This window comes from Streptomyces sp. Rer75 (assembly GCF_013414305.1).
Lineage (GTDB): Bacteria > Actinomycetota > Actinomycetes > Streptomycetales > Streptomycetaceae > Streptomyces > Streptomyces himastatinicus.
This window is the reverse complement of record NZ_CP058693.1, coordinates 5,935,675-5,956,129: the sequence shown is the minus strand read 5'-3', so window position 1 is coordinate 5,956,129 and position 20,455 is coordinate 5,935,675. Positions and strand designations below refer to the sequence as shown.

Below are 20,455 nucleotides of genomic sequence, written 5' to 3'. Positions count from 1 at the left end.
GCCTCCTCGATACGTCACACGGGACGCCGGGCGTCTCCTGACGCCGCGTCCCGCATTACAACCATCATCCAGTGTCCTGTGTGTCCGGCGTGCAGCCGTGCAACACCGCCGCCGGAGAGCGCCTCAGGGTGATCGCTCACCTGCTAGACGAGAAAGACATACCTACCGGTTCCCACCCAAATCCCCCAGGCACTCTCGACAGACCAATGTGGCAGGGGTCACCCTGTCATTCATCCACGCGGGGAGGCATGGATGGGCAGGAGCCGCAGAACAATTCCGGAGGAGCTTCTGTTGCTGGCCCTGGACCCGACCACGGGTACCACGGCGCAGCCGCAGTCGCTCGACCTCGGTCTTGCCGGGGCACAGCTAGTAGAGCTGGCCTTGGCCGGACGGATAGCCCCTGACGGGGATCGTATCGCCGTGGTGCTGCCACGGCCGACCGGAGATCCAACTCTGGACTCCGCACTGGAACTGCTGCGCCGTCGCGGCAGTCCGGTTCGGGCTGTCCACTGGATCGGCGGGCCCCGACTGGGGCTGCGCCAGACGTATCTCACGCACCTGGAGCGGTGCGGCATGGTGCATGCCGTGGCGGGCCAGATGTGCGGGGTACTGCCGACGACTCGCTACCAGGCGACGGACACGGCGATCAGCCGGGAGATCAGGAACCGGCTGGACAGTGCGATCCGCACCGGCGTACCGCCGGACCCGCGGACCGCCGCGCTCGCCGCCCTGGCCCATGCGGTCGGGCTCGGCAAGCACCTGTATCCCGGGAACGAGGGGCGCTCCTCGCGCTCCAGGCTCCGGGATCTGATCAGGCACGACCCGATGGGCGGTCTGGTGGCGCACGCCGTGATGGACGTGCAGAACGGTGTCGCGGCGCAGCCACGGCGCGCACCGGCCGCAGGTCGACCGCCGGGAGCGCGCGCCGCGGCGGAGCCCGCGGCCGGGGTCCCGGCGCAGCCGTCCCGCCGCGGGAGCATGGCCCGCGTCGGAGCGCGCTGACCCATCGCCAGGAGGCCCCCAGGGCGCCTCAGGACGCCGCACAGCATCCGTGGGCGGCTCCGGAGCCCGGAGGACCCCAAGAAGCACCACGGCGCACGACAGGGCACCACAGGGCACTTTCCAGGGCACCGAACGGGCTCGCCAGAGTCCGCAGAACCGATACAGCACCAGCGAGCACCATTCCGCTCCACCGACCGCACCGCAGTCCCCACCGACCCGGTTCGGGAGCCGCTGAAGCGCGGGGTGGTGGGACGGCCGTTCCGGACGACCGGCCGTCCCGCCGCCCCGCGCGCGTGTTCGACCACCCTTTGTACGGTCTTTGTCGGGCCATTTCCCAGCGCGGCCGGGTCCGGTAGTGGCAGGCTGCTGAACAGCATGTATCAGCAGTACGAAGCCGGAGGTGCACGTCCCGTGACATCGAATGTCGGCCCCACTGTCCGGCGACGCCGGTTGGGCCAGGAACTGCGCAGGCTCCGCCAGGAGAAGGGAATGACGGCGGAGGAGGTGGCGGAGGAGCTGATGGTCTCCCAGTCGAAGATCAGCAGACTGGAGAACGGCCGTCGCAGCATCAGCCAGCGCGATGTGCGCGATCTCTGCCGCACGTACAAGGTCGAGGACAAGGCCCTGGTCGATTCCCTGATGCAAATGGCGAAGGAGTCGCGCCAGCAGGGGTGGTGGAACGCCTTCGGCGACGTCCCGTACAGCGTCTACATCGGCTTCGAGACGGACGCGGCGTCCCTGCGGGTCTACGAACCCCAGGTGATGCCGGGGCTGTTGCAGACCCCGGAGTACGCGGAGGCGGTCATCAGCGGGGCGCTGCCCGAGGTCGCCCCGGACCAGATCACCCAGCGGGTGCAGGTGCGGCTGCGGCGGCAGGAGCGGATCGCCGATCCACTGACCCCGCTGCGGCTGTGGGCCGTGGTGGACGAGGCGGCGATGCGGCGCGTGGTGGGCAACCACAAGATCATGAGCGATCAGCTGGAGTATCTGGTCCGCATGAGCCACGAGCCGCATGTGACGGTGCAGGCGCTGCCGTTCGGCATGGGCTCGCACCCGGGCATGAGCGGGCAGTTCACCATCCTGGAGTTCTCGGACGAGTCGGATACGAGCGTCGTCTACCTGGAGGGCGTCACGAGCGACCTCTACTTGGAGAAGCTCACCGACGTGCAGAGCTACAGCATGATGTACGAGCACCTGCGGGCCCAGGCGCTGAACGTGGACCAGAGCCGCCAGTTCATCACCGAGGTGGCGCAGGACCACGCGCGTCGGCACGGGGAGGGCTGACGACGCCGGTCGCGAGCGAGGGCGGAGCGTACACCTCCGCACCCTGCCGCGGAAGGGGCCAATGGAATATGCCACCCGGTCGAGTGAATGGCCACCTTTCCTGACGATGTTGACGAGTAACGTCGGCTTCGCCTCCACACGGGGGTGCATCTCGTCAACAAAACGCATCGGAGCAATTGTGTCCATTCAGCAGGGAAAGACGAGTACCTGGGTGAAATCCTCGTACTCCGCAGGAAACGGCGCGTGCGTAGAGGTCGCCTCCCCGGTCGTCGATGAGATCGCCGTGCGCGACTCCAAGGACCCGCACGGACCGACGCTCAGCTTCGCCCCCGCCTCCTGGTCGGCCTTTGTCGCCGACGTCCACGGCGGAGCCTTCGACCTCGGCTAATCCCGCTGTTCGACCGGCCGCGACCGCGCGGTCCGGCCCCGTGGAACCGCAGTTTCACAAGACAGCCACCGAGCCCTCTCGACCGGCCGCCGTCCCTGCCGAGAGGGCTCGTCGCATTTCGGTTTCCGCCGCCTTCACCGAAGCTCCGCGACGTATTGGTCCGTACCGGGAATCGTCGGAATGAACGGCGCGACGAATTCCACCCGGCCCAGTCCGGACCGCTCCACATCGGTGTCGAGCCCCGTCAGATATTCCTCCCAGCATTCGCGTGGATCGCACTGGAGGAACCAGAGCAGGGTCAGCCTGGTGTCGACGCCCTCCACCTGCTTGACGTACGCCATCCGGTCCGACGGCAGCGGGGTCGGGCGGAAGACGGTCACCATCGCGGCGGGCGAGCCGGACAGGCGGCGGGGCAGATGGCGGGCCCGTAGCCACTCGAGCAGCTCACCGCGCCGCTCGGCGCTCTCGCTTTCGATGACCTCCAGGACCAGCCCGGCGTAGGGATGGTCCAGGGCGTGGTGGTCGCGCGGCCCGGCCGCGCCGTCCCGGTAGACGGTCGCCTCCCGGTCGTGGAAGGCCGTCAGGACGTGGGTGCGCTCCTGGAACACCCGGCCGTCCCGGTTCAGCCGCTTGTTGATGCCGACCGTCCACCGCATGTGCTCCGCGTAGCGGTCCTCGGTGAGCCAGTAGACGGTGAGGTAGCAGCCCGCGGTGACCGGCTGGGCGACCGCCGACTTCTCCGGGTAGCGCAGGCGCTGGAGGTCGCGGGTGGCGACCCAGCGGCGGCCGGCGTAGATCCAGGGCATGGCCATCGCGCCCGCGATGAAGTGGTCGTCCTCGTACCAGCGGTTGTACGCGTACTCATGGCCGGGATGCGGCTCGACCATCGTGATCAGGGCGTGCCCCGGGCGCACCCCGTAGGGGCCGACGGAGGCCAGTTCGCCATACCGCGCAGCGCATGTGTCCTCCTGCTCGGCGCGGGTGTCCTCGCTCGCGTCGCTCGTCATGCCCATCAGGTGTAGCTGACGTGACGTCAGCTGGGGAGGGGTGCGGCACGATCCGCGCCCTCTCGGCGTCCGGCGCGCACCGGGTATGGCCATATCCGGTCCGCACGCCTACCCTGACGCGGCGTCAGCCACGAGGAGGGCCCATGCTGCGCGGCAGAACGGTCGTCGTCTCCGGTGTCGGCCCCGGCCTCGGCCATCGCATCGTCGCCGCCTGTCTGCGCGAGGGCGCCCGGGTGGTCCTCGGGGCGCGCACCGGGGAGCGGCTGGCCGAGACCGCGAAGGAGGTCGACCCGGACGGCACGCGCACCGCCCACCGGGCCACCGACATCGCGGACGAGGCCCAGTGCGAGGCGCTCGCCGCGCTCGCCCTTGACCGCTTCGGCCGGATCGACGCCGTCATCAACGTGGCCGCGCTGGACAGTCACTTCGGCGGCCTGGAGGACGCCGACTTCGCGTCCTGGCAGCGCGTGGTGGACGTCAACCTGTTCGGGACGCTACGGATGACCCGGGCCTGCCTCCCCGCGCTCAAACGGAACGGCGGCGCGGTGGTGCTCATCGGCACGCAGTCGTCGGTCGCCGCCCCCAGCGAGGTGCGGCAGGCCGCGTACGCGGCGTCCAAGGGGGCGCTCACCTCGGCGATGTACTCGCTCGCGCGCGAGCTGGGCCCGCACCGGATCCGGGTCAACACCGTGCAGCCCGGCTGGATGTGGGGGCCGCCGGTGCAGGCGTACGTCCAGTTCGCCGCGCACAGCGAGGGCGTGCCCGAGGCCGAGATCGGGCAGCGGCTCGCGGGCCGGATGGCGCTGCCCGACCTGGCGACGGACGGCGATGTGGCGGAGGCCGCGGTGTTCCTGGCCTCCGACCGGGCCCGGGCGATCACCGGGCAGTCGCTGCTGGTGAACGCCGGTGAACTGATGCGGTAGCGCGACTCCTGTCCGGCCTTTCGGGATCCCGCTCCCGTACCGACCCCATCGATGCGTGGGCGTGCGTCTGACGAAGTGCCCGCTCATCGTGGATTCGCGGACGCGTGCACGACAACGCCTCGACGGGTCAAGAAACCGTAAAATCGTTCTTCTTTCTGACTTGCGTTCACACTCGTGACCTCTCGAACCCTTGACCGGCCACCCGGACAAGCGGTTCAATCCCGGAAGTACCCCGCTCCCGCTCGGGGGAACCGCCCCAAGGAACGTCGCGGCGAAGTGCGCTCCCGTTCACAAGGCGGACCCCTGGGAGGGGACATGAACAGTCTCGACTGGGCTGTACTCATCGCATACTTCGGCGTCATGGTCGCCATCGGCGTCTGGTCCCACAAACGCGTGGACAACGTCAGCGACTTCTTCACCGCCGGCGGCAAGATGCCCTGGTGGCTCTCGGGCATCTCGCACCACATGTCCGGCTACAGCGCCGTGATGTTCACCGGTTACGCAGCCATCGCCTACCAATACGGCGTCACTTCCTATGTCACCTGGTCCTTTCCCATCGCCATCGGCATCGCGATCGGCGCGAACCTCTTCGCGCCGCGCCTCAACCGGGTGCGCAGCAAACTGGGCGTCGCTTCACCCCTCGAATACCTGAAGAACCGCTACAACCTGCCCACCCAGCAGGCGCTGGCCTGGTCCGGGGTGCTGCTGAAGATCGTGGACGTGGGCGCCAAGTGGGCGGCCATCGCCACCCTGCTCTCCATCTTCACCGGCGTGTCGCTCAACCAGGGCATCCTGATCACGGGCGCGGTCACCGCCGTCTACTGCACCGTCGGCGGGCTGTGGGCCGACGCGCTCACCGAACTCGGCCAGTTCGTCATCCAGTTCGTGGCGGGCATCGCGATGCTGATCGCCGTGCTCAACGAACTGGACGGCTTCAGCACCTTCTGGACCGTCTGGGACGACCTGCCGGACAGCCACGCCGAGCCGACCGTCGGCCCGTACACGCTGATCTTCCTGCTCTCCTACCTCTTCATCAAGACCTTCGAGTACAACGGCGGCATGTGGAACCAGGCGCAGCGCTACATGGCCACCGACAGCGCCTACTCCGCCAAGCGCTCGGCCCGGCTGTCGGCCGTCCTGTGGTTCGTCTGGCCGCTGGTGCTGTTCTTCCCGATGTGGGTCGCGCCGCTGATCATCAAGACGGACAAGCCCGCCGACTCGTACGCGGAGATGGCCGAACACCTGCTGCCGCACGGTCTGCTGGGGCTGGTCATCGTCGGCTTCTTCTCGCACACCATGGCCATGTGCTCCTCGGACGCCAACGCGATCGCCGCGGTGGTGACCCGCGACATCATGCCCGCGATCTTCAAGTCCGTACGGCAGTGGAGCACCCGCACCGGGCTGCTCGCCGCCCGCTACACCACGCTGCTCTTCCTCGCCCTGTCCATGGCCATCGCCACCCAGGTGAACTCGCCCTTCTTCGGCGACATCATCACCGTCGTCATCAAATGGGTCGCCGGTCTGATGGGGCCGATCGCGATCCCGCTGATGCTCGGCATGCTGCGGGCCTTCCGCAAGTCCGGGCCGACGGCGGCGCTGACCAGCTGGGCCCTCGGCCTGATCGCCTTCTACCTGGTCAACTACCCGATCAACGAGGCGATCGACGGCGGCGTCAACCTGGAGTACCAGGTCGCCGTCCCGCTCGCGGTCTCGCTCGTGCTCTTCATCGTCATCGGCTACCTGAAGCCGGAGGACACCCCCGAGCGCGACGCCATCCTCGCCTCGCTCAACTCGGACGACGACGGACCGGGCTCGGCAGGTGCCGCGCGGTCCGTTCCGGCGCCGGACGCGGCGGGCCGTACGAAGGTCTCGGGCGCGTCCGACTGACGCCCCGCCGCCCCCGCCGTACGGCGGCAGCGCCACCGGGCCCCGGTCACCCTTGAAGCGCAAGGGTGACCGGGGCCCGCTGCTGTCCGCTGAGCTTGGGTGGGCGGCGAGTGAAGCGGAAGCGATCTTGAGGTCCCGTAGCGCAGCTTTACGGCACGCCCAGGCAACCATCACCCCTCCCGGGGTCATCATCCGGAACGTACTATCGTCGGCTGCCTGTGCCGTCTGCCGCCCTCATGGACCTCTGGAGCTACCCCCGTGACCGCGACACAGATGATCACCCGGCGTCCCACGCTGTGCGCGGCGGTGTTCTGCCTGCTGTCCTTCACGGGCTTCTGGATCGCGCAGCGGGCCGCCCAGGTGTCCATGGTCGACCTGCTGGTCTACCAGGCCGAGGGCTGGACCGTACGCAATGCGGCGGATCTGTATGACATGCGGGCAACCGTGCACCATCTGCCCAATACCTATCCGCCGTTCGCGGCCATGCTGTTCACCCCGCTGACCCTCATGGGCACGGGCGTCCTGCGCACCTTCGGCACCGCCGCCAACCTGGCCCTGATGGTCGCCCTGGCCCACCTGTCCCTGCGGCTCGTGGCCCGCCCGCGCCGGGTGCCGCGCGCCGCCGCCGTCCTGGCCCTGGCCGGGGTCGCGGTGTGGTGCGAACCGGTGTGGACGACCCTGCGCTACGGCCAGATCAACTTGGCTGTCGCCGTCCTGGTGCTGTGGGACCTGACCCGCCCGGCGGGCCACCGCTGGGCCGGGGTCGGCACCGGCATCGCGACCGGGATCAAGCTGACCCCCGGGCTCTTCATCGTCTTCCTCGCGGCCGCCGGGCTGATCGACGCCGTCCGGCGGCTGCGCGCCCGATACAGCTTCGGGAGCGACCAGCTGCGGCCGAACGACCATCTGCGGCGGGCGGGCGTCGCCACCGCCGCCTTCGCCTGGACGGTCTGCCTGTCGGCGCTGGCCCTGCCGTACGACTCGCACCGCTTCTGGACCCGGGTCCTCTTCGCCACCGACCGGCCCGGCGACGTCGAGGGCGCGGGCAACCAGAACCTGCGGGGCGCCCTCGCCCGCGTGCTGCACACCCCCGACCCCGGCCTGTGGTGGCTCGCCGCGGCCACGCTGATCGGCTGCGTCGGCCTGGCGACCGCCGTCGCCGCCCAGCTCGCCGACGACCGCGCCCTCCCGCACGCCCGCGCCTGGGCCGCGGTCAGCTGCGCCGTCACCGCCCTCATGGTCAGCCCGATCTCCTGGTCCCACCACTGGGTGTGGGCGCTCCCGATGGTGCTGCTGCTCGCCGTCGAAACGGTCCGCCGGGCGTCCCGGACCTGGGCGGGCTGGACGGCACTGACCGGGCTGCTCTTCTGCTCCTTCATGATCTGGTACGCCCCGCACAGCATGAAACAGCGCGTCGAGCTGCACCAGACGCCGCCCCAGATGCTGATGACCGCCGTCTACCCGATCATCGGCACCGCCTTCCTGGCGGTCGCGGCCTGGGTCACCTTCCGCGCCCTGCGCGGCAGCACCCCCGGGCCGCGGCCCACGCCCCGCCCCGAGGCGGGCGCGGCACGGACGTCGCGGCCGCTCACGCGCGCGGGTAGCGGCTGAGCCAGGCGGGCGCCGAGTTCTCGGGGCTGTGCAGGGCGGGACCCTGGGTCATCTCCATCGCGAAGTCGTCCGCCAGCTCCAGGATCGTGCCGCGCCCCTCCACCTCGGCGAGCCACGCGGGCGGCAGCGCCGTCTCGCCGTGCAGCACGCCCAGCAGATTGCCGCAGATCGCCGCCGTGGAGTCGCTGTCCCCGCCGTGGTTGACGGCGAGCAGCAGACCGTGCCGTACGTCCTCGGCGACCAGGGCGCAGTACAGCCCCATGGCCAGCGCCTCCTCCCCGGTCCAGCCCTCGCCGAGCGATTCGACGCGCTCGGGCGTCGGCAGCCCCTGGCGTACGGCGCCGAGCGCGCGCCGCAGCGCGTCCGTGGTCTCCTCGTGGCCGGGGCGGCCGGACAGATGGGCCAGGGCGCGCTGGACGGCGCCGTCCAGCGCCTCCCCGCGGGCCAGCCCGTGGACGATGAGGGAGAACGCGCCCGCCGCCAGGTATCCGGTGGGGTGGCCGTGGGTCTGGGCCGCGCACTCGATGGCCAGCTGGAACACCAGCTGCGGCTCCCACCCCACCAGCAGCCCGAACGGCGCGGAGCGCATGACGGCGCCGCAGCCCTTGGAGTCGGGGTTCTTGGGCGCCTCCAGGGTGCCCATGGTCGCGTCCCCGAGCCCGGTCAGGCAGGCCCGGCCGGGGGCGCGCTGGGCGTACAGCCACTCCTCGCGGGCCAGCCAGCCGTCGTCCTCGCGGCGCTCGTCGGGGCCCCAGTCGCGCTGGGTGGCGTACCAGCGGCGGTGCGCGGAGTGGATGTCGGTGGGCGGATGCCAGGCGCCGGTGTCACGGCGCACCTGGGCGCGTATCAGGCCGTCCACGGTGAACAGCGTCATCTGGGTGTCGTCGGTGACCGCGCCGCGCCGCCCGTACGCGGGCAGGAAGTCCGTCACGCCCTGCGGGCCGTGGTTCGCCCGGATGTCGGCCAGCGAGGAGAACTCCACGGCCGCCCCCAGGGCGTCCCCGATCGCTCCGCCGAGCAGACAGCCCCGTACCCGGCTGCGGAAGTCCTGCTGTTCGGCGCGGCCCCATACGCCGGTCGCTGCGCTGACGGTTGCGGTCACGACCTTTCCCCTTTTCTTCGATACGTGTATGGCCCGGGAGTGTCTTCGAACTGTAATGGACACTCTTTGATCGCTTCTGGATGCCGTCAATGGGGCAGCCCATTGTGAAGGCGTCATCACGAATGATGCGGCGGACCGCCGCATTCCGAAATGGTGCACCGGATAACGGACAGTGGACGGCGCACAACGCGAAGCCGTCACCTCTGTGCCCCCACCCACGCAAAAACGCCCTGGTCAACGCCAGGTCGCTGTGCGGATGGATTTCCCGCACCCGATTGCCCAATACGCAGAGCAAAGTGCGCACTTACCTCACGGTATTGCAGGCACCGGCACGACAAATTCACCTCGCGCTCGGCTTGTTCGGGCAACGCATCAGCCCGAACAGACGAAGATCCCGCAACGGCTCGTCACCTCGAAGGCACCCTTGGTGTCGATCTCCTCCCGCACCAGCCGCTCCCCGCGCCGCAACACCTCCCCCGCGTCACCACCCCTGCCGTCCGCCCAGCTCTCGTACGACGCCATGTGCGCCACGACGGGCCCCGGCTCCCGCACCGTGATCGTCCCCGTCAACTCGATGACCCGCACCTCGGCGAACGCCGCCCTCAGCAGCGCGGGCGCCTCCTCCAGCGTGAACCGCCCACTGAACGACGGCCGCCCCTCCCCCGCCGCGCGCCGCCACACCTCCGCGATCTCGGCCTTGTCCCGGGCGCCGTTCGTCGACACCAGCGCCACGCCCCCGGGCGCCAGCACCCGCCGCAGCTCCCGGATCGCCCGCGGGATGTCCGGCACGTGGTACAGCATGTGCATCGCCAGCACCGCGCCGCAGCTCCCGTCCGCCAGCGGCAGCGCCTGCGCGTCCGCCACCGCCGCCCGCCCCGCGGCCGGGGCCAGCATCCCCGGCGACAGATCGAGCGAGAGCACCGCCACCTCCGGCCGCTCCGCCCGCAACCGTGCCCCGTACACCCCGTTCCCGCACCCCACGTCCACCACCGGACCGGGCACGCCGCGAAGTTGGGCGGCCGCCAGTCCCGGCAGATCGTGCCGCGGCTCCTGATACGCGTACAGCGCCTGCCGTGCCGCGAGGTGGCGGTCGTCCCGGTATTCCCTCTCGGTCAGGATCGTGCGATCGAACACTGCGCGCCGCCTCTCCGCCCCCGGGGAGCCTCGGTGGACGGCCAGTCTCACAGCCCGCGCACGCCGACGACAGAGGGCCGCCGGGAGGGGCGGCACACCCTGGACTGCCGATGCGCCTGATGTATCGTCACCCATATGGCAACTGGGGTGCTGCGCTGCGGGGTATGTGGATCCAGCCGGCTGACCCCTGCCGGGCAACTCAGGACGTACGAGAGCCAGACCAACCGCCTTCGCCTCAAGTTCCCCCGCCCCCGCGCCTACAAGCTCCGCCCGACATTCGACGTCGACTTCGCCCGCGCCTGCCTCGACTGCGGCGCGCTGCTGCCGTTCCTCAGCGACGTGGACCTCAGGCTACTCAACGAGGCCGCCGACGGCCTGACCGGCTACGACACCTGAAGCGGCACCCGCAGGGCCGTGATCCTCATCGGCGGCTGGGTCGCACCCACCGCTTAGCGACGCCCATATGCGCGCTGATTCCCGTTTGCGCCCCAGACACGGGTGAAATACTTCCTCCGCACCAACGGTGAGGGATCAAGGGGGCACCGCATGGCCAAGGTTCGTTCGGCATCGGGGGTTGTCACAGGGAGCACCGAAGTGAGCGCGGCAACGCGTGGGATCTTCGACTGCAACGAGGCCCATCGCAGTCCCTTACGCGAGGACTACGAGAGGGTCTTCCGGAGCGGCATGGTCGCGCTCGACACGAATGTGCTGCTCAATCTATACCGATCGAACGAACGCACTCGCAAGGACACCCTCGCCGTGCTCGGCATGCTCCGGGATCGGCTATGGATCCCGCACCAAGTGCTGTCGGAGTTCTGGCGCAACCGCGAGTCGCCCTCCGTACGCCATCACCACAGGGCCAAGGCCAAGGAGGCCACCGCCTCCCTCGACAAGGTGAAGCGCTCCACCGAAGACGCGCTGGAGCGCTGGGTGGCCGCCGTACACCTCAAGAACGACGAGAGGGTCACCGAGCGCATCCGCGGGGCGTTGGAAGCGCTCGGCGAGACGATGGGTGACCTTCGCGATCTCATCGAGGCGCAGGCCGAATCCGATGCGTTGCGCGGCACGGCCCAGACACACACCGATCCGGTGCTCGCGGAGTTGGAGCCGGTGCTCCAGGGACGGGTCGGCGAACCGCTGTCACCGACTGAGCACGACAACGCCGTACGCGAGGCGCAGACGCGAGCCGACGACGAGATTCCTCCGGGCTACGAGGATTTCAAGAAGAAGGAGCCGGAGCAGGCCGCTGGCGATTACGTGCTGTGGGTACAGCTCCTCACCGAAGCAAAGACGCGGGGGTGCGATGTCCTGCTGGTCACCGGAGATGTGAAGAAGGACTGGTGGACGCCTGCGCGGGACGGCGACATCCCCGCACGGCCGAGGCCCGAACTCGTCGTGGAGCTCTGGGCACACGCCGGGGTGAGGCTCTACATGCTCACACCCAGCGAACTTCTTGTGTGGGCCAACCAACTGCTTGGTCTCGAAGTAGACGAGGGTTCGGTGAGCGATCTCGAACAGTTGAGGGAAGCGGACGGCGATGCGGACACCGTCGACGGGGAGTGGACCCTGCAATCCCTCGCCAGCTTCATGACCAACCTCATGTCACGTTATGAGACCCAGGCCAAAGTGATCTTCGCTGCGGCGGCCAACGGAGGGTTCGTGGACCGGGCCACGGTGTATGAACTTGCCGGCTACCCAGAAACGCGTCAGCTCAGAGGGTTCACACGCCCCCTCAACACGATCACGCGAGAGCTTATGGACCAGGGAGCACTGACCGGCGAGGAGCCGTTCTTGCTGCGCACGATCTACGGCTCGGGGCCGGAGCCCTCATGGGCATCAGGATTCCGCATCCCTGACGAGGTGATCCCATTGCTTCGTGACGCCTATGAGGGCAACATGCTTTGGCCTGACCTCAAAGCCCTACGTTCCGAGACCGTCTAGATCTTGTTCCGAGCGTAGTCGCGACGTCAGGGAAGCCCGATGCCCTCCAGTTGTGCGATGACCGAGGCCATCGGCGAGGTGCGCCAGGCATGCTCGGCGACGCTTTCCGGTCCCGTACCGGTCAGCCGGGCCCTGCTTCAGCGTTCCGGCCTCGAACAGGAAGCGGGCTACCGCCTGAAGATCGTCAGTTATCCAAGCGGCACCCGAGCGAAGGGCTCCCACTCGTACATCCGGTTGTCGCGATGCAGCACGATCAATTCGGTCGAGGTGATACGGGCTGTCGCCGGGGGCACATCTGTCGCGGCGATCGTTTCGACAATGGGCGTGGCCGGGCCGTCGCTGCTGCTGTAGGCCACCGATACGTGGGGCTTGAAGCCGTCTGCCGACTCAGGTACCTCGGGCAGGACATCGCCGATCGCCGCCCGGATCGCCTGACGTACGGCTACCACCGGCTCGGACGGTTCGGCGAACGTCTCGACGGCCTCAGGAGTCACGACGGGGGCGCGGAACCGCACGTCGAACGCGGGTACCTTGGCGAGCCGGGTTCGGGCGGCATCCACGATCGACGTCACATCGCGCTCATCGATCTCGCCGACGAAACCCATGCCCTGCATGGTCAGATGCAGCCAGCGGTCAGGAATCGGATCAAGGCCGTCGAGCCCCAGCAGCGCGTCCCGGTAGGCACTGACGAGGCGCCGTACATCCGGCTGTTCTTCGAACGTCAGATGCCAGGTGTAGAAGCGACGACCGACCTGCCAGCCCGGTCGCCACCACCAGTGATTCGCCATGGCATTGGCTTGCGTAGTCATGGAGGATCCAATCAGTCCTGTCCCTCTCGTGCGGAGAGGGCGAATCGGCAGGGTACGGACTCGACGCAGAACTCTTCGATGTGATCACGCAGCGTGCGGGCCGATGCGCTGTCGGCCGTGGGTGCGTGCGCGAGGCTCTCGGCGAGTTCCCGCATACGCCGTGCCACTGTGTCCAACCGGTGCTCCGGAGGCAGGGCCAGTACGGGGCGCAACGCTTCGCACGCCGCGTCCAGGGAGCCGAGGGCCGTGTGGGTCGAGGCGTGGGAGATGCACACCTGCGCGGTAGTGCCGTAGGCGTGGAAGGGCTGACTCGCGAGTGCTTCCTGCGCCTCGCGGAGCGCGAGGCGCGGGTTGCCGATGCGCGTGTGGACGGCAGCGGCGTAGTTGGCGCGCCGGAACTCCGGGCACGAGTACAGCCCACCGATTTCATCCGTGCCGGTCGTCGTATCGCAAACGTCTGCGGCCCGGTTCAGCGCGGCCTCCGCCTCGTCGGCGGAGCCCCGTTCTGACCATGCGTCCGCCTCCTGGCAAGCCAACAGCACACCGGCTGTGCCGCTCGGTTGATGGGCCAGACCACGACGAGCGTGGTTGATGGCGTCCCCGAACCGACCGTCCCAGAAGGCGATCTTCGAGCGAGTCGAGAGGACCCATGCCCGGAGGTCGTTGTGCCCGGACAGATCCGCGCACATCCAGGCTGTACGCCCCTGGGTTTCGGCGTCGCGAAGGCATCCAAGGTCGGAGGAGATCCAGGCGAGCAAGCCACAGAGATACCCGGCCGCTACGTACAAGTCTGCGGACTGCCGGGGGCGCTGCCGCCCCTCGAGCAGGGCGAACACCCTGTCCCGCAGGCGGCGGGTGCGGAGAAAGACGGCTACTGGCTCCTGGGTGAGGTAGTCGGCGGCGAGCGCACGGATATCGGCCATGAGTTGTTCCAGCGCGATGTCACCCACATTGGATACCTCAGCCGCTTGCGCCCAGCCCGCCGACTCTTCGGCGGCGGTGCGCACCAGTTCCTGCCCTGATGGATTGGCAGGCTCGGCAGGCGGTGAGGGCGGTACGGGCAGTGGCTGTGGGCCTGCTGCGACCAGCGCGGTTGTGGAGTGCCGCAGAATGCGCTGTTCGCTCTCCGGAAGTGCCTTTCGGTCCGCCAGATCGACAATGTCCTCCACCTCGCACCCGAACACTCCCGCGAGCAGCAGAAGCACGGCCAAGGATGGCCGTCGGCCTGAAGGCCCTGGCCACTTCTCCCATTTGCCGACGAGCGACGCGTCCGCAGCCACGGCTTCGCCGGGGCGGCGAAACCCGAGTTCGGTGATGCGGTCAGCTGTCTCCTGCAACGTCCAGCCGTGAGCATGCCGCCATGCCTCGCGGGGCCTCAGTCGGAAGCGAACCCGCATTTCCACGACCATGTCCGCCCTGCTGCAACCCGCTGCGGTCATGTCGTGCCGGAGCGCGTCGCGGTCTGATTTCGAGCCGGTCTTCGGGCGTGGAGTCACGGGCATGCCCCCTGCGCGATGTCGTGCGCCCACTGTAGCCGCACGGGTGCCTTGAGTGATGCCGCTTTTCCCTGGCCCGGAGTACGCAATCGTCCAAGGCGGCACTCACAGCCGGATGTCACGGCCGCTCAGAACGGTGCATCCAGTCCAAAAAATGCGGTCACGGGCGCCCGTGACCACTTCTTCGGAAATTGAAACCGTGATGGGGGCAGACAACAACCAGCCCAGGAAGTCCCCATGATGAACAGACTGAACCTTTGGACACCCCCGAGCGGCAGCGACATCACCGTGCTTCCGACCGGCAGATGGTGGGACGCCGTCCGCGCGTCCGCAGCCGTCGGGGAGCACGCCTTACGGCTGCTCGGGCCAGAGTCCGGTGCCGTCATCCAGGACCGGCACGGGCCGCTGTACTGGCTGGTGCGAACGGGGACCGCGGACAGGTGGGACGTACGGCAGGTGCGGGTACTCGGGACCGCGTCCGGCGTGGCGAGCTATCTCGGGGTGCCGCCGGCGCATCGGACCACCCGGCCAGGTACGCACTGGCGCATCCCGATCGGGCCCGATCGCTACCTCACCGATGCCGCGCTGCTACGGGGCGCGCTGATGCTGGCTGCCGGTGCAGACTGCGGGCAGGACGAGGGGGCGCGGCCGTGATTCAGGTCTGTCACCACTGCCAGCGGCCGACCGCGGAGCCGGTCGTCGTCGGGGAAAGGCACGGCGCCAGCGCCGGAGGGCACACGGTCTACGCCTGTCCCGAGGACGCGTCCCGCTTTCCGGCGCGGCGGGATCCCCTCGCCGAGATCGACGCCCTGCGGCGGGCACGGCGGGAGGGGGACGGGCTCAGTCCGTGACGCCCAGGCGGAGGTGTTCGACGTGGTGGAGGGCCTGGTCGAGGAGTTCCGCCACGTGGTTGTCGTGGAGGGAGTAGACGACCGAGCGGCCCTGGCGGGTGCCGGTGACCAGGCCGAGGTTGCGGAGCAGGCGGAGTTGGTGGGAGCAGGCGGACTGCTGCATGCCGACGGCTTCGGCGAGTTCGGTGGCGGGGCAGGGGCCTTCGCGGAGGCGGGCCAGGATCAGCAGGCGGGACGGGGTCGCGAGGGCCTGGAGGGTGGCGGCGACCGTCGGGGCGTTCTCGGGGGTGAGACGGGCGCGCGGGGCGGTGGCGTCACCGGCGGGGGGTTGTGCTCCATGGCCCATGCGCTCATCCTACGGACCGCCCGACACATGAATGCTTGTTCAAGTGTTGGTGGTACGGTGTGCGGCCATGACCTCCACGCTCACCACCCGGTCCGCACCCCCGACGGCACGGCCGTCGGCCGTGCCCCGTCGCCGTACCCGTGTACTCGCCCTGCCGGAGGCCCGCTGGGCGCTGGGGGCGCTGGTGCTGTTCCTGGTCGCGCTGGCGGGGCAGCTGCTCGGTGCGCCCGACTGGGTGTGGGAGCCGCTGTACATCGCCGTGTACGTCACCGGGGGGTGGGAGCCGGCGCGGGAGGGGGTGAAGGCCCTCAAGGACAAGACCCTGGACGTGGATCTGCTGATGGTGGTCGCGGCGATCGGCGCGGCGGCCATCGGGCAGGTGCTGGACGGCGCGCTGCTGATCGTCATCTTCGCGACCTCCGGCGCCCTGGAGGCGGTCGCCACCGCACGGACGGCCGACTCGGTGCGCGGGCTGCTGGACCTGGCGCCCGCGACCGCCACCCGGCTGCTGCCCGGCGGCGGCGAGGAGACGGTGGCCGCCGACGCGCTGGCGGTCGGGGACACGGTGCTGGTCCGGCCCGGGGAGCGGGTCGGAGCCGACGGGCGGGTGCTGGACGGGGCGAGCGAGGTCGATCAGGCCACCATCACGGGCGAGCCGCTGCCCGCCGCCAAGGCGGCCGGGGACGAGGTGTTCGCGGGGACCGTCAACGGGACCGGGGCGCTGCGGGTACGGGTCGAGCGCGACCCGTCGGACTCGGTGATCGCCCGCATCGTACGGATGGTCGAGGAGGCGTCGGAGACCAAGGCGCCCACGCAGTTGTTCATCGAGCGGGTCGAACAGCGGTACTCGCTGGCGATGGTGGCCGCCACGCTCGCGCTGTTCGCCGTTCCGCTCGCCCTCGGTGCCGCGCTTCAGCCGACGCTGCTGCGCGCGATGACCTTCATGATCGTCGCGTCCCCGTGTGCGGTCGTGCTGGCCACCATGCCGCCGCTGCTGTCCGCCATCGCCAACGCCGGACGCCATGGCGTGCTGGTGAAGTCGGCCGTCGTCATGGAGCGTCTGGGGCAGGTGGACGCCGTCGCCCTGGACAAGACCGGCACCCTCACCGAGGGCACGCCCCGGGTGACCGAGGTGCGTCCGCTGCCCGGTTCGGGGCTGGACGAGGACGCGCTGCTGCGGCTCGCGGCCGCGGCCGAGCGGCCGAGCGAACACCCGCTGGCCCGCGCCGTCGTGGACGCGGCGCACGCCCGCGGGCTGCGGGTGCCGGACGCCGAGGGGTTCTCCTCCGCTCCCGGGCTCGGCGTCACGGCGACGGTGGACGGGCGCGAGGTGCGGGTGGGGGCGCCCGCCCGGCTCTGCCCCGAGGAGCACGCGGTCGTCGCCGAGGTGGAGGCGGAGGGCCGTACCGCCGTCGCCGTCCTCGCGGACGGCAGCCCGGTCGGGGTGCTCGGCCTCGCCGACCGGCTCCGTCCCGGCGCGGCGGAGGCGGTCGGCGGCCTCACCGCGCTGACCGGCACCGCGCCGGTGCTGCTGACCGGCGACAACCGGCGCGCGGCCGACCGCCTCGCCGCCGAGACCGGCATCCACGACGTACGCGCCGGGCTGCTGCCGCAGGACAAGGTGGCCGCCGTGCGGGAGCTGGCCGACGCCGGGCGCCGCGTCATGGTCGTCGGCGACGGCGTCAACGACGCCCCCGCCCTGGCGGCCGCCCACACCGGCGTCGCCATGGGCCGGGCGGGCTCCGACCTGGCCCTGGAGACCGCCGACGCGGTCGTCGTACGGGACGAACTGGCCGCCCTGCCCGCCGTCGTACGGCTCTCCCGCACCGCCCGGCGCCTGGTCGTCCAGAACCTGGTCATCGCCGGGGTCTGCATCACCGCGCTGGTCGTCTGGGACCTGGCCGGGCAGCTGCCGCTGCCGCTCGGCGTCGCCGGGCACGAGGGCTCCACCATCCTCGTCGGCCTCAACGGGCTGCGGCTGCTGCGTGAAACCGCCTGGCGGCCGGGCTCAGTCGCCGAGCACCGGTAGCAGCTCCGGAAGGTGGCCGTCCGAGGCGAGGGCCGCCTTCTGCCGCTCCTCCGGGACGTCCCCGTACGTCGTCGTCCGGGGGCGGGCGGGGCGGCCCGCCAGGTCGGCGATGCCGATGAGGTCCTGGATGGAGCGGTACGAGCCGTACGAGGAGCCCGCCATGCGGGAGATGGTCTCCTCCATGAGGGTGCCGCCCAGGTCGTTGGCGCCGGAGCGCAGCATCTCGGCCGCGCCCTCGGTGCCGAGCTTGACCCAGCTGGTCTGGATGTTGGGGATGTGGGGGTGGAGGAGGATCCGCGCCATGGCCGTCACCGCGCGGTTGTCGCGGGTGGTGGGGCCGGGGCGGGCGATACCGGCGAGGTAGACCGGGGCGTTGGTGTGGATGAAGGGGAGGGTGACGAACTCGGTGAAGCCGCCCGTCTCCTGCTGGATCTCCGCCAGCAGCCGCAGATGGCCCAGCCAGTGGCGCGGCTGGTCGACATGGCCGTACATCATCGTCGACGACGAGCGGATGCCCAGCTCGTGCGCGGTCTTGATGACCTCCACCCAGGTCGCCGTCGGCAGCTTGCCCTTGGTGAGGATCCAGCGCACCTCGTCGTCCAGGATCTCGGCCGCCGTGCCGGGGATGGTGTCGAGGCCCGCCTCGCGCGCCGCCGTCAGCCATTCGCGGATGGACATCCCGGTGCGGCTGGCGCCGTTGACGACCTCCATCGGGGAGAACGCGTGGACGTGCATCCCGGGGACGCGCTCCTTCACCGTCCGGGCGACGTCGAAGTACGCCGTACCGGGCAGGTCCGGGTGGATGCCGCCCTGCATGCACACCTCCACCGCGCCCACGTCCCACGCCTGCTGGGCGCGGTCGGCGACCTGGCTCATGGAGAGTGTGTACGCGTCGGCGTCGGTGCGGCGCTGCGCGAACGCGCAGAAGCGGCAGCCGGTGTAGCAGACGTTGGTGAAGTTGATGTTGCGGGTGACGATGTACGTGACGTCGTCGCCGACCGCCGACCGCCGCAGGTCGTCGGCGATGCGGCACAGCGCGTCCAGCGCGGGCCCGTCGGCGTGCAGGAGGGCCAGCGCCTCGGGGTCGGTGAGCCGGGTGGGGTCGTCGGCGGCCTGCGACAGGGCGGCCTTCACGTCCGCGTCGATACGGGACGGGACCATGCCGGGGGCGGCGGCCTCGCGCAGCGCCTCCCAGTCGCCGTACACCTCGTCGAAGTCGTCTCGCCGGTCGCCGGTGCGGCCCTCGGTGTCGATGGTGCGGTGCAGATCGGTGCGGCCGGAACCGGCGGCGGTGAACTCCTCGTCCGGCTCCTGCCAGGGCAGCCCGGCGGGCCGGGCGTCCGGGCGGGCGAGGCCCGTCTCCGGGTCGGCCAGCGCGCGCACGTGCGGCAGCAGCCGCGGGTCCAGCCACGGCTCGCCGCGCGTCACGAACTCGGGGTAGACCGCGAGCCGTTCGCGCAGTTCGAACCCGGCGGCGGCAGACCGCTCGGCCAGCTCGTCCACCTGGGGCCAGGGGCGCTCGGGGTTGACGTGGTCCGGGGTGAGCGGGGAGACGCCGCCCCAGTCGTCGATACCGGCGCCGATGAGCCGCTCGTACTCCGCGTCGACCAGGTTCGGCGGTGCCTGGATGCAGCCGGACGGGCCCAGGATGTGCCGGGCGACCGCGACGGTGGCCACCAGCTCGTCCAGCTCCGCGTCCGGCATCCCGCGCATCGCCGTGTCCGGCTTGGCGCGGAAGTTCTGCACGATGACTTCCTGGATGCCGTGGTACGAGCGGGCCACGCGGCGCAGCGCGAACAGCGACTCGGCGCGCTCCTCGTAGGTCTCCCCGATGCCGATCAGCAGCCCGCTGGTGAACGGGACGGAGCTGCGGCCCGCGTCCTCCAGGACGCGCAGCCGGACGGCCGGTTCCTTGTCCGGCGAGCCGTAGTGCGGGCCACCGGGCTCGCTCCACAGCCGCTCGGACGTGGTCTCCAGCATCATGCCCATGGAGGGCGCGACGGGCTTGAGCCGCTGGAAGTCCGTCCAGGTCATGACGCCGGGGTTGAGGTGCGGCAGCAGCCCGGTCTCCTCCAGGATGCGGATCGCCATGGCCCGTACGTACGCGATCGTGTCGTCGTACCCCTCGGCCTCCAGCCACTCCCGCGCCTCGGGCCAGCGGTCCTCGGGGCGGTCGCCGAGCGTGATCAGCGCCTCCTTGCAGCCCATCGCGGCGCCGCGGCGGGCGATGTCCAGCACCTCGTCGGGGGACATGAACATGCCGTGGCCCGCGCGGCGCAGCTTGCCGGGGACGGTCGCGAACGTGCAGTAGTGACACTTGTCGCGACACAGACGGGTGAGCGGGATGAAGACGCTGCGCGAGTAGGTGATGACCCCGGGGCGGCCCGCGGCCTCCAGACCGGCGTCCCGCACGCGCGCGGCCGAGGCGGCGAGGTCGCTCAGGTCGTCCCCGCGCGCCTGGAGCAGCACCGCCGCCTCGGCGGTGTCCAGCGCCACGCCCTCGCGGGCGCGCTTGAGCGCACGGCGCATCGCGTTGGCGGTGGGGGACTTCGGTTCATTTCCCTGCGCGCTCGTGGTCATCCTCCGAGCATACGAGTGGTGTCCGACACCGCCAGACCGGCCGGGCCTGCGGTTTTGTGGGTCTG

At 70.3% G+C, this 20,455-nt stretch carries 17 protein-coding genes and 1 pseudogene; 10 read left to right on the top strand and 8 right to left on the bottom strand.

Going from position 1 to position 20,455, the window contains the following annotated elements; genetic code table 11:
- Window positions 1–252: 252 nt before the first annotated feature.
- The 3 genes from HYQ63_RS25670 (at window position 253) to HYQ63_RS25660 (ending at window position 2,674) form a co-directional block, all read left to right on the top strand.
- Window positions 253–1,002, top strand: a complete 750-nt coding sequence (locus HYQ63_RS25670; protein ID WP_179936241.1) for a GPP34 family phosphoprotein — start codon at window positions 253–255, stop codon at window positions 1,000–1,002.
- Between the two features lie 411 nt (window positions 1,003–1,413).
- Window positions 1,414–2,286, top strand: coding sequence for a helix-turn-helix transcriptional regulator (locus HYQ63_RS25665; RefSeq protein ID WP_179936239.1), 873 nt, complete (start codon window positions 1,414–1,416; stop codon window positions 2,284–2,286).
- 178 nt (window positions 2,287–2,464) lie between these two features.
- Window positions 2,465–2,674, top strand: a complete 210-nt coding sequence (locus tag HYQ63_RS25660) for a DUF397 domain-containing protein (RefSeq protein ID WP_055557831.1) — start codon at window positions 2,465–2,467, stop codon at window positions 2,672–2,674.
- A gap of 134 nt (window positions 2,675–2,808) precedes the next feature.
- Here the strand turns inward: HYQ63_RS25660 and HYQ63_RS25655 are convergent, their stop codons facing one another.
- On the bottom strand, window positions 2,809–3,681 hold the full coding sequence (locus HYQ63_RS25655) for a hypothetical protein (protein ID WP_373689139.1): 873 nt from the start codon (window positions 3,679–3,681) through the stop codon (window positions 2,809–2,811).
- A 143-nt stretch (window positions 3,682–3,824) separates the two neighbouring features.
- On the opposite strand from HYQ63_RS25655, the gene HYQ63_RS25650 reads away from it, so the two are divergent.
- The 3 genes from HYQ63_RS25650 to HYQ63_RS25640 all read left to right on the top strand — a co-directional run bounded on the left by HYQ63_RS25650 (window position 3,825) and on the right by HYQ63_RS25640 (window position 8,102).
- Window positions 3,825–4,604, top strand: a complete 780-nt coding sequence (locus tag HYQ63_RS25650) for an SDR family oxidoreductase (protein ID WP_179936236.1) — start codon at window positions 3,825–3,827, stop codon at window positions 4,602–4,604.
- A gap of 315 nt (window positions 4,605–4,919) precedes the next feature.
- Complete coding sequence (locus HYQ63_RS25645) at window positions 4,920–6,491, top strand: sodium:solute symporter family protein (RefSeq protein ID WP_179936234.1); 1,572 nt, start codon at window positions 4,920–4,922, stop codon at window positions 6,489–6,491.
- Window positions 6,492–6,749: 258 nt separating this feature from the next.
- On the top strand, window positions 6,750–8,102 hold the full coding sequence (locus tag HYQ63_RS25640) for a glycosyltransferase 87 family protein (RefSeq protein WP_306664837.1): 1,353 nt from the start codon (window positions 6,750–6,752) through the stop codon (window positions 8,100–8,102).
- Here the strand turns inward: HYQ63_RS25640 and HYQ63_RS25635 are convergent.
- Both HYQ63_RS25635 and HYQ63_RS25630 read right to left on the bottom strand, forming a co-directional pair.
- Window positions 8,080–9,204, bottom strand: a complete 1,125-nt coding sequence (locus tag HYQ63_RS25635; protein WP_179936232.1) for an ADP-ribosylglycohydrolase family protein — start codon at window positions 9,202–9,204, stop codon at window positions 8,080–8,082. The genes HYQ63_RS25640 and HYQ63_RS25635 overlap by 23 nt on opposite strands.
- A 372-nt stretch (window positions 9,205–9,576) precedes the next feature.
- The gene (locus HYQ63_RS25630) at window positions 9,577–10,338 is read right to left on the bottom strand and encodes a class I SAM-dependent methyltransferase (RefSeq protein ID WP_257232107.1); all 762 of its coding nucleotides are present in this window, start codon (window positions 10,336–10,338) and stop codon (window positions 9,577–9,579) included.
- A gap of 135 nt (window positions 10,339–10,473) precedes the next feature.
- Here HYQ63_RS25630 and HYQ63_RS25625 point away from each other — a divergent pair, with 135 nt between their 5' ends.
- A complete protein-coding gene (locus HYQ63_RS25625; RefSeq protein ID WP_179936228.1) occupies window positions 10,474–10,734 on the top strand; it encodes a hypothetical protein in 261 nt (86 codons plus the stop codon).
- 150 nt (window positions 10,735–10,884) lie between these two features.
- Window positions 10,885–12,279, top strand: a complete 1,395-nt coding sequence (locus HYQ63_RS25620) for a PIN-like domain-containing protein (protein ID WP_179936226.1) — start codon at window positions 10,885–10,887, stop codon at window positions 12,277–12,279.
- Window positions 12,280–12,320: 41 nt separating this feature from the next.
- Here the strand turns inward: HYQ63_RS25620 and HYQ63_RS44875 are convergent.
- From HYQ63_RS44875 to HYQ63_RS25610, 3 genes and pseudogenes are all read right to left on the bottom strand, one after another.
- Window positions 12,321–12,471 (bottom strand): annotated as a pseudogene (locus HYQ63_RS44875) (HAD family hydrolase); the annotation flags it as partial.
- Window positions 12,468–13,088 carry a 2'-5' RNA ligase family protein gene (locus tag HYQ63_RS25615; protein ID WP_257232103.1) on the bottom strand — a complete coding sequence of 207 codons (621 nt, stop codon included), beginning with the start codon at window positions 13,086–13,088 and terminating at the stop codon, window positions 12,468–12,470. The pseudogene HYQ63_RS44875 and the gene HYQ63_RS25615, both read right to left, overlap by 4 nt.
- A gap of 11 nt (window positions 13,089–13,099) precedes the next feature.
- Window positions 13,100–14,584: a lipopolysaccharide assembly protein LapB gene (locus tag HYQ63_RS25610; RefSeq protein WP_257232102.1), complete on the bottom strand. Its 1,485-nt coding sequence runs from the start codon at window positions 14,582–14,584 to the stop codon at window positions 13,100–13,102.
- Window positions 14,585–14,821: 237 nt separating this feature from the next.
- On the opposite strand from HYQ63_RS25610, the gene HYQ63_RS25605 reads away from it, so the two are divergent.
- Window positions 14,822–15,238, top strand: coding sequence for a hypothetical protein (locus tag HYQ63_RS25605; protein ID WP_179936224.1), 417 nt, complete (start codon window positions 14,822–14,824; stop codon window positions 15,236–15,238).
- Between the two features lie 186 nt (window positions 15,239–15,424).
- Here the strand turns inward: HYQ63_RS25605 and HYQ63_RS25600 are convergent, their stop codons facing one another.
- A complete protein-coding gene (locus HYQ63_RS25600) occupies window positions 15,425–15,781 on the bottom strand; it encodes a helix-turn-helix transcriptional regulator (protein ID WP_009715718.1) in 357 nt (118 codons plus the stop codon).
- Between the two features lie 67 nt (window positions 15,782–15,848).
- Here HYQ63_RS25600 and HYQ63_RS25595 point away from each other — a divergent pair, with 67 nt between their 5' ends.
- Window positions 15,849–17,810: a heavy metal translocating P-type ATPase gene (locus HYQ63_RS25595; protein ID WP_179936222.1), complete on the top strand. Its 1,962-nt coding sequence runs from the start codon at window positions 15,849–15,851 to the stop codon at window positions 17,808–17,810.
- Here HYQ63_RS25595 and HYQ63_RS25590 read toward each other — a convergent pair.
- Window positions 17,790–20,390, bottom strand: a complete 2,601-nt coding sequence (locus HYQ63_RS25590) for a bifunctional FO biosynthesis protein CofGH (protein ID WP_179936220.1) — start codon at window positions 20,388–20,390, stop codon at window positions 17,790–17,792. The genes HYQ63_RS25595 and HYQ63_RS25590 overlap by 21 nt on opposite strands.
- Between the last annotated feature and the right edge of the window lie 65 nt (window positions 20,391–20,455).

Bases quoted from the DNA above. Each gene is read 5' to 3' on its own strand.
- HYQ63_RS25605 (WP_179936224.1), top strand. From the start codon at position 14,822: ATGATGAACAGACTGAACCTTTGGACACCCCCGAGCGGCAGCGACATC.
- HYQ63_RS25595 (WP_179936222.1), top strand. From the start codon at position 15,849: ATGACCTCCACGCTCACCACCCGGTCCGCACCCCCGACGGCACGGCCG.
- HYQ63_RS25590 (WP_179936220.1), bottom strand. From the start codon at position 20,390: ATGACCACGAGCGCGCAGGGAAATGAACCGAAGTCCCCCACCGCCAAC.
- HYQ63_RS25650 (WP_179936236.1), top strand. From the start codon at position 3,825: ATGCTGCGCGGCAGAACGGTCGTCGTCTCCGGTGTCGGCCCCGGCCTC.
- HYQ63_RS25670 (WP_179936241.1), top strand. From the start codon at position 253: ATGGGCAGGAGCCGCAGAACAATTCCGGAGGAGCTTCTGTTGCTGGCC.
- HYQ63_RS25600 (WP_009715718.1), bottom strand. From the start codon at position 15,781: ATGGGCCATGGAGCACAACCCCCCGCCGGTGACGCCACCGCCCCGCGC.
- HYQ63_RS25620 (WP_179936226.1), top strand. From the start codon at position 10,885: ATGGCCAAGGTTCGTTCGGCATCGGGGGTTGTCACAGGGAGCACCGAA.
- HYQ63_RS25655 (WP_373689139.1), bottom strand. From the start codon at position 3,681: ATGACGAGCGACGCGAGCGAGGACACCCGCGCCGAGCAGGAGGACACA.
- HYQ63_RS25645 (WP_179936234.1), top strand. From the start codon at position 4,920: ATGAACAGTCTCGACTGGGCTGTACTCATCGCATACTTCGGCGTCATG.
- HYQ63_RS25615 (WP_257232103.1), bottom strand. From the start codon at position 13,088: ATGACTACGCAAGCCAATGCCATGGCGAATCACTGGTGGTGGCGACCG.
- HYQ63_RS25625 (WP_179936228.1), top strand. From the start codon at position 10,474: ATGGCAACTGGGGTGCTGCGCTGCGGGGTATGTGGATCCAGCCGGCTG.